Source organism: Oceanobacter sp. 1_MG-2023 (assembly GCF_030689025.1).
GTDB lineage: Bacteria > Pseudomonadota > Gammaproteobacteria > Pseudomonadales > Oceanobacteraceae > Oceanobacter.
Genome location: NZ_JAUYWA010000011.1, coordinates 22,955 through 34,968 on the forward strand (window position 1 = coordinate 22,955; position 12,014 = coordinate 34,968).

Consider the following 12,014-nt stretch of genomic DNA (forward strand, 5'->3'; position numbering starts at 1 on the left):
AGAACAACAAACACCCGTGCCAACTATACAGCTATAGCACGGCTATATGAACTTCAATTGCATCGGCACTGGGGTAATATTCAAAGTCAGTTGAATAAACCCTTTTATATTCAGAACCAGGGTTGGAAAAATATTCCCAAATTTCCGTCCATGCATCAATAGCTATTTGAGGCATATTTCCCTTATGAGAAAACACCAAATATTTGGCCGCTGGAATAACTCTCTGCTTTAAACTCACATCAGGCGGCAGTGATTGACCATCAAAACCGGCAAGCACCGTAAATTCTCCAGTATGGTCAGACTCATAATCGGAATATACACCGTATACTCTTTCACCATTTTTATAATCGACTGGCACAGCTTCATCAAATGCTTGCCATAAAGCAGGAATTTTACCTTTATCAGGACTCATTTCCGCTGCGTTATCGGTTCTGACCTCTAACCCATGAATAACCTTGCTTGCAACATGTCTCAACTCCACCACAACGCTCCTTTAGTTACACAGCCAGCTTGTAGAAAAACCTGACTTCAGCCAGGTTTTATCATGCTTTTCATGCTTGCGTTAATACGGTCTTCGCCCTGCCGCTTTGCTCTTGCTGGCAGGGCTGACCGTATTTTGCCAGTTCTTCTACGTTGTGCACCAGGCAATAAAGCTGCCATTGCTCCGGTCAGGCCAAGCCTCAGACGAGATCAACAACCCGCACCTTGACCGCTTCCACCAGCCAGTCGGTATGGGTTCGCACCATATCTTCCGGGATCAGGTCCACCCCTTCCAGCAGCTGTGGCAGGGCCTGGTATTGATAACAGTCGACCAAACCATGAATCGCTGTCAGGAAGTACAGCGTCACTCGCTGACGCTCGACGTCCGTCCGCTGTGCCAGGCCGTCAATGGCGTCCGTCAATAACATCTGGGCCTGGTGTTGCCATTCGTCCAGTAGCCGCGCCAGCTGCCGGGTGACACCCCCATCGTCGTCCCCTGTCGAACCCGGACGAATCCGTGGCGGCTGAAACATCAGTTGGTAATAACCAGCATAGTCTCTGGCGAAACAGGTCAGTTGATGGGCCAGACGATGCAGCGAATCCACTGCATCCTGGCTATCCATCAGCGCCAGTCGTGTATTCTGGAACAGCATTTCAAAACCCCGGCGACGGATATGCAGCAGCAAGGATTCCTTACTGGGGAAGTAGTTATAAATATTGCTGGCTGTCATCCCTAACTCAGCCGCCAATTTACGCATGGAGAGATAATGAAAACCGACATCGGCCATGATGGAAGCAGCACTATCCATAATGCGCTCACGTTGATGAGCGATTTCTTCCGCTGAAAATGGCTTCTTGGGCATGACGACTCCTGGTCGTTACTATAAAAAGGACGGGCGGGTTCAAGCTTATACCCGAGTACCAAACACATCAGGTTAACGACTACCAACATCAAATCAAGTCAGGCTAACTAGCGAAACGTCGTATTGGCATGCTTGGGGCCATTAATCTGACTCTGCATGGCTAGGCGGGGCAGCGATGAAACAGATGCTCCGGCAAGCATAACGACCTGACTCCGTTCTTCTATTGATACAAGGCAATTCAAGCGCTTGCCAACTTATTTATCATTCGTTCATGTAACAGTTTACTGCACTGCCTTGGGTCAGGCTGTTGGGCTGATGATGCGACAGCATGCCACACCGGTGCTTGCCAGCCAGTCACACACCCGATGACCACCCTCCCTGCAGACCGCCAGCCATCACGAGGTAACTTCAGCATGAATCACACCGTCTCCTGGGATCCCCTGCTGATCCAGCGCTACAATCGCCCGGGGCCACGCTATACCTCCTATCCGACGGCTGTGGAGTTCTTGCCGCTCGAAAACGACACTCTCGAACGTGAAGCCTATGCCAGGCGTGATCCACAGCGGCCGCTGTCCCTGTACCTGCATATCCCCTTCTGTCGTCACGTTTGCTACTACTGTGGTTGCAACAAGATTGTGACCAAGGACATGAGCCGGGCAGCCCCTTACCTCGACTATCTCAAGGCAGAAATCCGCCGTAAACATGCGCTGCTGGCCAGCGCGAATAACGGTCGCCTGGCCCCTGTCGAACAGCTGCATCTGGGCGGTGGCACGCCCACCTTTCTCAGTGATGAGCAACTGCAGGATCTGGTGACTTTCCTGCGTGACACATTCGAGTTCAGTGATGCTGAAGACGCGGACTATTCCATCGAGATCGACCCGCGCGAACTGCGCCCCGGTACCCTGACGCTGTTGCGCCAACTGGGCTTTAATCGCCTCAGTTATGGGGTGCAGGATTTACAGCCCGACGTCCAGCAAGCGGTTAACCGCCTGCAACCTGAAGCCATGATCCGGTCGGTTATGTCGGAAGCACGGGCACTGGGTTTCCGCTCCATCAATATTGATCTGATCTATGGTCTGCCACACCAAACCCGTGACAGCTTTGACCAGACGCTGGACACCATGATCGAGTTAAACCCGGATCGTTTGTCCGTGTTCAATTACGCTCATTTACCTGAACGCTTCAAACCACAGCGTCGCATCAATGCCGACGATCTGCCATCCGCTCAGGAAAAGCTGACCATTCTCGGGCACTGCATCCAGCGCCTGACTGCCGCTGGCTATCACTATATCGGTATGGATCACTTTGCCCGCCCGAATGACGAGCTGGCATTGGCTCAGGCCAATGGTAGCTTGCACCGCAACTTCCAGGGTTACACCACTCATGGTGACTGTGACCTGCTGGGTTTTGGTGTCTCTTCCATCAGTCAGATTGGCGATTATTACCTGCAAAACCAGGTACGTATGGATGACTACTGCGCCGCCCTCGACAACCAGCAATTGCCATCCAGCAAATGCTGCCAGGTCACCCGCGATGACCAGATCCGCCGTCGGGTTATCAGCGAATTACTCTGTCACCTGCGGGTCGACTTCAGCGCCATCGACGCCGAATTCAACATTAACAGCCATGATTATCTGCTGTCTTCGCTGCAACGCCTGGAGCCCATGGTGAACGATGGTCTGGTCAGTATTAGCGCCGATGGTGTATCCATTCGTGACAAAGGCCAGCTATTGGTGCGTAATGCCTGCATGGCATTTGACGAGTATATTTACCAACATGAGCAACAACGCTTCTCCAAAGCGATCTGAATCCCGCTGGCGACAAAACTATCAGGCCAGGCCCCGGTGGCAACGCTGGGGACTGGAACTGTTATTGATGGTGGTGGTGATGACCTTGCTCAGCCAATGGCTCGGCCGTCACCTGCTCGACCGGAATACCCCGTTCCCCGACATTTACCTGTCTGACCTGCACGGGCAACCCGTACCGTTCCCGGATACCACCCAGCCACCCCAGACCACGCTGGTGTATTTGTTTGCGCCCTGGTGCAGTGTTTGCCGGGTCAGTATGCCGACCCTGCCATGGGTCGAAAGCGACAATATTCGTATTATTGCCATCGCTCTGGATTGGCGCCAAAAGTCAGAAGTGACCGATATGGTCCAATCCGTTGGTTACGCCGGCACCACGCTGCTGGGTGATCCGGCAACGGCCAAAAAGTTGAATATTCAAGGATATCCCAGTTATTACGTTATCGATAAAAACGGCGCCGTCCGTTTTGCCGATCAAGGGCTGAGCACCTTGCCAGGCCTCTGGTTACGGACTCGTCTGGCTGACTGGTAAGCCCCTCTGGCTGATATTCCGCGCCTGCCAAGGAACTCCGGCCTCGTTACTCCTTCAAAGTCTGCATTCTGACCCATACGCCGATTCCGTCGTGCATAACGTCTCCGTTGCCTCTGTCCAACCTCTAAGGCGTCTCAGTTTTGAAATATTTTTGTCATAAATGATTCACGAATGGCATGACTCCCAATACCATCACACCCCTTGGAACGAATGTCGGATATGTCACCCAAATGTCATACCCAAGCCGTAAATTTGGCCGGATTAACTCAACCATCAGGTGTCACTATGCAGCAAGCCACTGCCTCCCAGATAGCCATCAGCAGCGACTCCCCCCTCGTGGCCCGAGTTACCCAGGACCCCGCTGAAATCCGTCAGGCACTGGCGCTGCGCTACCGAGTGTTTGCCGAAGGAATGGGAGCCAATATCGATAGTGGTGAAGCGGGTATCGACCGTGACCATTTTGACGATATTTGCCTGCACCTGATTGTGAAAGATGTCAATAACGACCGGGTGGTGGGTTACAGTCGTATCCTCACCAACGAGTTGGCAGAGCAGGCGGGCGGGTTCTACTCCGCCACCGAATTTGACCTCAGCAACATCGTCAAACCCGGTTACCGTTATATGGAAATTGGCCGTACCTGTGTTGATCCTGATTTTCGCAGCGGTGCGGTGATTGGCTTGTTATGGTCAGGGATTGCCCAGTTTATGTCGGCTCACCAGATTGATTACCTGATGGGCTGTGCCAGTATCTCGCTTAATGACGGTTATGCACGTGCCATCGCCATCATCAATTACCTGCGAGACAAGCATTTCTCGGCAGCCGATGCCCGCGCCGAACCCCGCGTCCATATGCCCAGCATCGACGTTGAGATGGATGGTGCCAGGCTGGTGCCACCGCTGTTAAAGGCGTATTTGCGTATTGGTGTCAAAGTTTGTGGCGAACCCTGTCTGGATAAAGACTTTAATGTCGCCGATGCCCTGATTTTGCTGAGCCGCGACAACATCAACCAACGTTACCTGCGCCACTTCACCAAAACCGACGGTCAGAGCTGATCGCGGCTCGTCATCAAGCGGCAGACTAGCGGGGTAACGCAGCTGCCTGATGGCGGGCACGACCAGTGTTTTTGGCCTGGTACAAAGCCTTGTCAGCGACCTCAATGGCCATGGTAACCGGGTCACTCATCATGGGTTGAAACCAGCCACTGCCAATACTGATACTGAGCCATGGCCCTGCGGGTGATCCTTTATTCTCCAGCCGTAAGGCAGCCACCGATGCCAGCATTCGCTGCGCAACAATCGCGACCCCTTCCGGCTCGATCAACGGCAGTACAATAGAAAATTCTTCACCACCGTAGCGGGCAACCAGATCGTGGGAACGATTGACGCTGTCGTCCAGTGCCCTGGCCACCTGACGCAAGGCCTCATCCCCTTGTACATGGCCGTATCGATCGTTAAACGCCTTGAAGGCATCCACATCCACCATCATCACCGCCAGATTACTTTGCTGTCGTTGCGCCCGACGCCACTCCGCCAGTAAAAACTCATCAAACCGCCGCCGATTGGCAATTCCGGTTAACCCATCAGTCATGGACAGGGCTTTCAACTGCCGTATACGCTGATACTGTCGCTCCAGTACGCCCAGCCGGGCGGCTACCAGCGGTACCTGTAACGGTTGCTTGAGATAAAGTGCAGCACCAGCATCCAGTGCCATAATTTCCTGATCAACACTCGCTGCGCCTACCGCGACCACTTCCATATACCGGTACAAGGGGTCTTCGGCCCGCTGTGCCATAAAAGCAGCGAAGTCCAGTCCCGGCAGATCCATCGCCAGAATCAACAACGAGGGGTAACGCCCAAATTGCAGCAAACACGCTTCCAGCTGCGCCAGTGAGTTCAAAGACATCACATCACTGGTAGCGGGCAATACAGACGCCAGCAGGGTCTGATCAGACGGGCTGGCAGAGGCGATCAAAACAGTCAGGGATTTATTCATATTCAGAGACACCGGGGGCTGTGAATCAATACTGACAATGAGTCACCATAAAGGACAAACCAGACACACTGCGACATAAAAATAGCAGAAATGAGCACTACCGTTACTGTGCCGAATCAGAAAGCCTGATCCATCGGTTATTTTTTGAGGTCAAACCCCATCCTCATATACACTGCAAACCAATCATTGTGACCAAGGAGCAACACATGTCGCGACCAACGACTTCACGGACCTCTCTGCCTTTACTGCCACTGAGTGTACTGGCCACCACGGTGGCACTGGTACTGACGGGCTGTGACCAACCCGCTGAGCCGGCTGCACCAGAGCCAGTACAGCCGCAAGAGCAAGCACAAGAACAAACACAGCCACAAGAACCGGCACCAACACCGGAAGCACAGCCCGAGTCAGCGGCATCCGAAGCGGCGCCAGAATCCGAAATGCCAACGGTCGAAGTCGCTCCGCAAACCGTCAAGGCCGTTCAGTCACCGGCTGAGCCAGAACATACCGGCACGGTTACCTTGCCTGACTTTGCCAGCTACACCGACGTCAAACAGAAAAAAGAAGCCTTTTTTGGCTACATGCTGAAGCTGGTCAAGCACGCCAATGCCAACGTCCTCAAAGAACGAGACATCATCAAACAATGGGATGGTAACAGCGCTGCAAGCCCGGCTATCAGCGCTCTGGTTGAGAAATACCGGGTCGACGACACACTGTCGACCAGCGACCAGAAAGCCAGCCTGCTAAAACGCGTCCAGGTTATTCCACCGTCACTGGTACTGGCACAAGGGGCCAATGAGAGCGCCTGGGGCACCTCTCGTTTTGCTCGTCAGGGTAATAACTTTTTTGGCCAATGGTGTTTCTCCAAAGGCTGCGGCATTGTGCCGAGCCAGCGTAATGATGGCGCTGGTCATGAAGTGGCCAAATTTGATGATCCGCTGGAATCCGTCGAAAGCTATATCCGCAACCTGAACAGCCATCCGACCTATCAGAAATTGCGTGATTTGCGTAATACCGAAATGGCGACCCAAGGTTATCCGACCGGCATCAATCTGGCCGGTGGTCTGGAAGGCTATTCCGAACGCGGCCACGAGTACATCAAGGAAATCCGCAGCATGATCAGCTTTAACAAGATTGATCAGCTCGACCCGGATGTCCAGACCGACCTCAAGGCCAACACACAGGAAGACTGATGTGAGTGTGACTGAACGTCATTTCAGTCAACGCTATGATGCAGCTCCACTCAAGCTGGAGCTGTATCAGCGTAGCTGGCTGGGTCAATGGCAAGCCCCCCATCATGCCATGGCACTGGAAATCACCCTGGGAGGCGTATCGATTCTGTCGCCCCTGAAACTTCGCATCGGACAACACCTGCTGATATCGCTGGGCAACCGCCACCACAGCTTGCAGCAAGTAACCGCAGAGGTGATTCAAAAATCCCCTCAAGGACGTGACTTTCTCTATGGCCTGAAATTCGATTTCAGTAGACAATCGGACAATTCACGCCAAAGTGCTGAGACCCTTCTCAAACTTATCCTGAATAACCTGACTCATTGACTGGCAATGGGTTGTTACCGGCACCGGAAGCCACTTTCCCGGCTTGACCCACACAAACCGGTAGGGTTTTATGCAGCTCGATATTGAATTCCGACTTTCCATAACGATAGCGAAAAAAGCTCATATCATATGACCGCACTTCTGACCGGACTGGCTGCCAGCCTGTTGCTGATCATCAATACCCTGTTTTGGGCACCCTTATTGATCGTCCTGGCCCTGCTGAAATTGCTGCTGCCCATTCCGGCACTGCGATCCGTGATCAGCCCCCTGATCGATGGCTGTGCCAACCGCTGGATTTCTGGCAACTCCCTTTGGATGAAACTGACCCAGGCAATGGACTGGCACATAGAACGGCCATCACAGCTCGATTCTGATGGCTGGTACTTTGTTGTCAGCAATCACCAGAGTTGGGTAGATATCCTGGTGCTACAACATTGTTTGAACGGCCGTATTCCGCTGCTCAAGTTTTTTCTCAAGCAAGAGCTGATCTGGGTACCGATTATGGGAGTCGTCTGGTGGGCTCTCGATTTTCCATTCATGAAACGCTACAGCAAGGCTTATCTGGCCCGCCATCCAGAAAAACGCGGTCAGGACCTGGAAACCACGCGCCGCTCCTGCGAAAAATTCCAGCACCTTCCCACCAGCGTGATGAATTTTCTTGAAGGCACCCGTTTTTGCCCGGACAAACAGCAACAACAACGCTCACCCTACCGCCACCTGCTGCAACCTCGCGCTGGCGGCATGGCGTTTGCCATGAATATTATGGGAGACAATTTCCATTCTCTGATTGATGTCACCATTCATTATCCTGATGGCGTACCCACATTCTGGTCATTTCTCAGTGGCAAGATGCGACGCTGCCAGGTCATTATCCGCCAGATCCCCATCCCGGCCGGGCTGTCCAGCGGTGACTACCAGAACGACATAGACTTCCGTAACCGCTTTCAGCAATGGGTACATGAATTGTGGCTCGACAAGGATGACACGCTGGAATACCTGTCTCATCGCCCACCAAACGCCTCTGACTAATCACCCACACCATTACCCAGGCCATCACCGGGAAGACCGGTAAAATGAACGTTTCCCATGTCTGACGGACAGACCTGGTCACGGTACAGCAGCAGAACTGCGCGTCAAAACCGCGAACAGCCATTGCCAGACAAACCCATCGGCACCTATGCTGCGGTCACCGCTACTGAATGAACAAGGAGCTTATGCAATGAATGTGTTTGAAGATGTCAGTCAATCGATCGGTAACACCCCGTTGGTACGTATTCGTACCCTGACCGATCACCCGCACGTATACGCCAAACTGGAAAGCCGCAACCCGGCCCAGTCCGTCAAATGTCGTATTGGTGCCAACATGATCTGGCAAGCCGAAAAAGACGGCACTCTGAAACCCGGTATGGAAATCGTTGAGCCAACCAGTGGTAATACCGGGATTGCACTGGCTTATGTCGGTGCTGCCCGGGGCTACAAGGTCACGCTGACCATGCCGGAAACCATGAGCATGGAACGTCGCAAAGTCATGATGGCACTGGGTGCCAATCTGGTACTGACCGAAGGTCCAAAAGGGATGCAAGGTGCCGTCGACAAGGCTGCCGAACTGCTGGCCGAAGCACCAGAAAACCGCATCATGCTGCAACAGTTCAATAACCCGGCCAACCCGGCGATTCATGAACAAACCACCGGCCCGGAAATCTGGCGTGACACTGATGGTGAAGTGGATGTTGTGGTGGCGGGTGTTGGTACTGGCGGTACCATTTCCGGTATCTCCCGCTACCTCAAAAGCCAGAAAGCCATTACCTCGGTAGCGGTGGAACCTTCGGCTTCTGCCATTATTGCCCAGAAGCTGAAAGGGGAAGACCTGACCCCTGGCCCACATAAAATCCAGGGAATTGGCGCCAACTTTATTCCAGGCAATCTGGACCTGGATATCCTCGACCGGGTTGAAGCCGTCGATAATGACGAAGCCATGGCCATGGCCCACAAACTGATGTCGGGAGAAGGGATTCTGGCCGGTATTTCCTGTGGTGCCGCCATGGTCGCAGCCTTGCGCCTGGCCGCTGAAGACGCGTTTAAAGACAAGAAAATTGTGGTAATCCTGCCTGACTCCGGTGAGCGTTATCTGACCTCGCCCCTGTTTGATGGCTTCTTCGACAAGTAAGCCGTCGTAGCAAGAGGAGCACAGCCATGGTTGCCATGGCTGCTCCTCTACTCCCGCCACACCCACACCAGCCACACCACCGACACCGACAGCCAGTTGTTTTTCTTTGGGCCTTACAACAGACTATGGATTCCGCCATTTCGTCTTTTCAAGGATCTGAATTGTGACACCTGTTTCTTCTCCAACTCTACTGATCGCCATCGCGGCTCTGACTGCGACTCCTGCCGTGCTCGCCGATGACCTGTCCTTCGGTCTCGGGTTGGGAACCCCATACGGAGGCAGTCTGGGAACAAATCTCTCCTATCAGCTCCACGACCATATCGATACATTGGCGGCTCTGGGTCTTAACCAGGATGGAGCAGGATGGGAAGTCGGGGCACGCGTCTATCCTTCCACGGCTTTTTCGAATCATCGTGACTGGCGTCTGAGTGTGCTCTACGGTACCAATACGGTGCTGGAGATCAGTACCTGCAATGGCTACTACTGCAAAAGCGATTATGAATCCTTTAATGGCCTGACGCTGGGTATCGGCTGGGGTACCCGCGCCGGTTATCAGGGCTGGGGCATAGACTTGCTGTATATCACCAGCAGCGCCGCTGATGACCGGATTGATGAACTGCAGAATAGAGGGTATTACCTCGACGACACGCCTCGCATCGACCTGTCTTCGGGCTATCAGTGGGATTTTTGATTACTGGCTGCGTTATTTGGAAATCACGCTCTCGATCCGGAACATGATCACCGGCGTGGTTTCGTAATCCTTGTCCCGCTCCCACACCAGTTCCGGAGCCAGTTCGGCAAAGACCCAGTCCTGATAAATCTGGCGGCGATACCGGACACTGACGCTGTAATTATAGAAACTGGCGCTGGCTTCTGTATCACCACTGGCACCGGCAACGTAACCCAGCGCGGCACGCTGGCTGAGTTCGTGATACAAGCCACCACTGTAAGACAGCTTGAAGTAATCATCGTTAAGCAAATAACTGGCTTTGGCATTCACCCGAAACAATTTTTCGATATTGAGTGGGTAGTTCATCTGTACGCTGGTGTATTCGCCCCAGCCTTCGCTGGCAAAATACGAAAAGTTCTGGGTCGCTTTCATTTCCCATTCAGCAAAGTAGCTGTAACGCCTGGCCCGGAGACGGACAAACGGGTCCGGGGGTAATCCCCAGCGGATACCGGCATCAATATTGGTTTTCCAGCGCTCGCTCTCCTGCAGAATAAACCGCAAGGCAGCCGAATAATTATTGTTTTCGATACTTTCCAGCGGGTCCGCTTCCCGCGCTTCTTCTTCTTCCGATTCCAGCAACAGGTTCAGCCGTTCACTGATGTGTGGCAGCTCCAGATTGACACTGATACCAAATTTGTAATCCACCGGATCGCCCAGCTCCCGGCGAGTATAAAGCGACAGTTTGGCCCGGCTGCCCTTGACGTCATCGTCAAAAATATCTTCACTGAAAAAGGTATCAACAAAAAAGCTGTCCAGACCGCCCGACAAATTGTCCAGATGGTTGGCCAGCCATTCCCGTGAGCGCTCCACCATCTCCCCTGAAATCAGGGTTTCTGACTCATAAGAGGGCTCGACGGTATCCGTTTCTTCCACTTGCAAGGCTTCCTGGCCAGCGCGGAGATAAGGCTCCGTTGTAAGTGCCTGCGCCGGTACAAGCTGCAGGCTGAGAGCGGCAATGGTAATACTCCCGGCCCAGCTGGCCCGGTCAGACCGGGTCATGATGAATAAGCACCTCGGCACGGGGGAAACGCGCCAGAATCGCCGCCTCGACCTGATCACCAATGGCATGGGCACGGTTCAGTGTCTGGTCGCCATCCATATCCAGATGAAATTGGATAAACTGCACGGCACCGGCCTGACGGGTTTTCATATCATGAAAACCACGCACGCCATCAACGCCCTTGATCAACTGATGCAACTCCGTCTCTTCTGCTTCTGGCATGGCCTGATCCATCAGCACCACCAGCGCCTCCTGGATGATTTCATACACACTGCGCACCAGTACCAGCGCAATCACCAGCGCAATCACCGGGTCGAGCCAATACTGGCCAAACCAGGCCCCAAGCAGCGCAACCACGACCGCCAGACTGGTGAGAATATCGCCGTAATAATGAGCGGAATCCGCTTTTACTGCGAGCGAGCCAGTCTTGCGGACGACCCAGCGTTGATACAGCACCAGCGCCGTGGTCAGTGCGGTCGAAAACAACATCACGCCGATGCTTTCACCCAACGCCTTGAGCGGCTGAGGGTCCAGCAGACGATCGGTGACGTGCAGCAATAACGCGACCACCGACCCCAGAATAAAGGCCGACTGCACCAGTGCTGCCAGACCTTCGGCCTTGCTGTGACCAAAGGGATGCTCATCATCCGCAGGCATCAGGGCATAACGGATGGCAAAAAAATTCACCACAGAAGCGGCGATATCCATCAGGGAGTCCAGCAGCGACGACAGCACACTGGTCGAGTCACTGACGCTCCAGGCACCGAGTTTGGCCACCAGCAGTATCACCGCTGTGGCAATGGAGGCCATGGCCGCACGTCGGATCAGTATGGCATCGGGTTGTAGAGACATAAGTACCAGCCTTTAACATGATCGGCTGATTATGCCAG

General features: G+C 53.6%; 13 protein-coding genes. 8 read left to right on the forward strand and 5 right to left on the reverse strand.

Going from position 1 to position 12,014, the window contains the following annotated elements; all coding sequences use genetic code 11:
- Positions 1 to 31 precede the first annotated feature (31 nt).
- Positions 32 to 484, reverse strand: a complete 453-nt coding sequence (locus Q8W22_RS09090) for a GyrI-like domain-containing protein (RefSeq protein ID WP_305415119.1) — start codon at positions 482 to 484, stop codon at positions 32 to 34.
- A 196-nt stretch (positions 485 to 680) separates the two neighbouring features.
- Positions 681 to 1,343, reverse strand: coding sequence for a TetR/AcrR family transcriptional regulator (locus Q8W22_RS09095; RefSeq protein WP_303433317.1), 663 nt, complete (start codon positions 1,341 to 1,343; stop codon positions 681 to 683).
- A gap of 413 nt (positions 1,344 to 1,756) precedes the next feature.
- Between Q8W22_RS09095 and hemN the strand changes: the two genes are divergently transcribed.
- The 3 genes from hemN to Q8W22_RS09110 all read left to right on the forward strand — a co-directional run bounded on the left by hemN (position 1,757) and on the right by Q8W22_RS09110 (position 4,733).
- Positions 1,757 to 3,151 carry an oxygen-independent coproporphyrinogen III oxidase gene (gene hemN, locus Q8W22_RS09100; protein WP_303433316.1) on the forward strand — a complete coding sequence of 465 codons (1,395 nt, stop codon included), beginning with the start codon at positions 1,757 to 1,759 and terminating at the stop codon, positions 3,149 to 3,151.
- Positions 3,120 to 3,680, forward strand: a complete 561-nt coding sequence (locus tag Q8W22_RS09105; protein ID WP_303433315.1) for a TlpA disulfide reductase family protein — start codon at positions 3,120 to 3,122, stop codon at positions 3,678 to 3,680. Before hemN ends, Q8W22_RS09105 begins: the two co-directional genes overlap by 32 nt.
- A gap of 285 nt (positions 3,681 to 3,965) precedes the next feature.
- Positions 3,966 to 4,733: a GNAT family N-acetyltransferase gene (locus tag Q8W22_RS09110; RefSeq protein ID WP_305415116.1), complete on the forward strand. Its 768-nt coding sequence runs from the start codon at positions 3,966 to 3,968 to the stop codon at positions 4,731 to 4,733.
- A 25-nt stretch (positions 4,734 to 4,758) separates the two neighbouring features.
- Here Q8W22_RS09110 and Q8W22_RS09115 read toward each other — a convergent pair whose 3' ends face one another.
- Positions 4,759 to 5,673 (reverse strand): diguanylate cyclase, encoded by a 915-nt coding sequence (locus tag Q8W22_RS09115; protein ID WP_305415115.1) that lies wholly within the window; start codon positions 5,671 to 5,673, stop codon positions 4,759 to 4,761.
- Positions 5,674 to 5,879: 206 nt separating this feature from the next.
- Between Q8W22_RS09115 and Q8W22_RS09120 the strand changes: the two genes are divergently transcribed.
- The 5 genes from Q8W22_RS09120 (at position 5,880) to Q8W22_RS09140 (ending at position 10,085) form a co-directional block, all read left to right on the forward strand.
- The gene (locus Q8W22_RS09120; protein ID WP_305415114.1) at positions 5,880 to 6,863 is read left to right on the forward strand and encodes a glucosaminidase domain-containing protein; all 984 of its coding nucleotides are present in this window, start codon (positions 5,880 to 5,882) and stop codon (positions 6,861 to 6,863) included.
- 1 nt (position 6,864) lies between these two features.
- Positions 6,865 to 7,227: a PilZ domain-containing protein gene (locus Q8W22_RS09125; protein ID WP_303433311.1), complete on the forward strand. Its 363-nt coding sequence runs from the start codon at positions 6,865 to 6,867 to the stop codon at positions 7,225 to 7,227.
- 129 nt (positions 7,228 to 7,356) lie between these two features.
- Entirely contained in the window at positions 7,357 to 8,256 is a 900-nt protein-coding gene (locus tag Q8W22_RS09130; protein WP_303433310.1) for an acyltransferase, read from the forward strand.
- 190 nt (positions 8,257 to 8,446) lie between these two features.
- A complete protein-coding gene (gene cysK, locus Q8W22_RS09135) occupies positions 8,447 to 9,394 on the forward strand; it encodes a cysteine synthase A (protein WP_303433309.1) in 948 nt (315 codons plus the stop codon).
- A gap of 163 nt (positions 9,395 to 9,557) precedes the next feature.
- Positions 9,558 to 10,085, forward strand: coding sequence for a hypothetical protein (locus Q8W22_RS09140; protein ID WP_305452148.1), 528 nt, complete (start codon positions 9,558 to 9,560; stop codon positions 10,083 to 10,085).
- A gap of 12 nt (positions 10,086 to 10,097) precedes the next feature.
- On the opposite strand, the gene Q8W22_RS09145 is transcribed toward Q8W22_RS09140, so the two are convergent.
- Positions 10,098 to 11,123 carry a hypothetical protein gene (locus Q8W22_RS09145; RefSeq protein WP_305452149.1) on the reverse strand — a complete coding sequence of 342 codons (1,026 nt, stop codon included), beginning with the start codon at positions 11,121 to 11,123 and terminating at the stop codon, positions 10,098 to 10,100.
- A complete protein-coding gene (locus Q8W22_RS09150) occupies positions 11,110 to 11,976 on the reverse strand; it encodes a cation diffusion facilitator family transporter (RefSeq protein ID WP_303433306.1) in 867 nt (288 codons plus the stop codon). Before Q8W22_RS09150 ends, Q8W22_RS09145 begins: the two co-directional genes overlap by 14 nt.
- Positions 11,977 to 12,014: the final 38 nt, after the last annotated feature.

What these genes read in the sequence shown, in the direction of transcription:
- Q8W22_RS09145 (WP_305452149.1), bottom strand. Translation starts at nt 11,123, where the DNA reads ATGACCCGGTCTGACCGGGCCAGCTGGGCCGGGAGTATTACCATTGCC.
- cysK (WP_303433309.1), top strand. Translation starts at nt 8,447, where the DNA reads ATGAATGTGTTTGAAGATGTCAGTCAATCGATCGGTAACACCCCGTTG.
- Q8W22_RS09095 (WP_303433317.1), bottom strand. Translation starts at nt 1,343, where the DNA reads ATGCCCAAGAAGCCATTTTCAGCGGAAGAAATCGCTCATCAACGTGAG.
- Q8W22_RS09150 (WP_303433306.1), bottom strand. Translation starts at nt 11,976, where the DNA reads ATGTCTCTACAACCCGATGCCATACTGATCCGACGTGCGGCCATGGCC.
- hemN (WP_303433316.1), top strand. Translation starts at nt 1,757, where the DNA reads ATGAATCACACCGTCTCCTGGGATCCCCTGCTGATCCAGCGCTACAAT.
- Q8W22_RS09115 (WP_305415115.1), bottom strand. Translation starts at nt 5,673, where the DNA reads ATGAATAAATCCCTGACTGTTTTGATCGCCTCTGCCAGCCCGTCTGAT.
- Q8W22_RS09110 (WP_305415116.1), top strand. Translation starts at nt 3,966, where the DNA reads ATGCAGCAAGCCACTGCCTCCCAGATAGCCATCAGCAGCGACTCCCCC.
- Q8W22_RS09120 (WP_305415114.1), top strand. Translation starts at nt 5,880, where the DNA reads ATGTCGCGACCAACGACTTCACGGACCTCTCTGCCTTTACTGCCACTG.
- Q8W22_RS09105 (WP_303433315.1), top strand. Translation starts at nt 3,120, where the DNA reads ATGAGCAACAACGCTTCTCCAAAGCGATCTGAATCCCGCTGGCGACAA.
- Q8W22_RS09130 (WP_303433310.1), top strand. Translation starts at nt 7,357, where the DNA reads ATGACCGCACTTCTGACCGGACTGGCTGCCAGCCTGTTGCTGATCATC.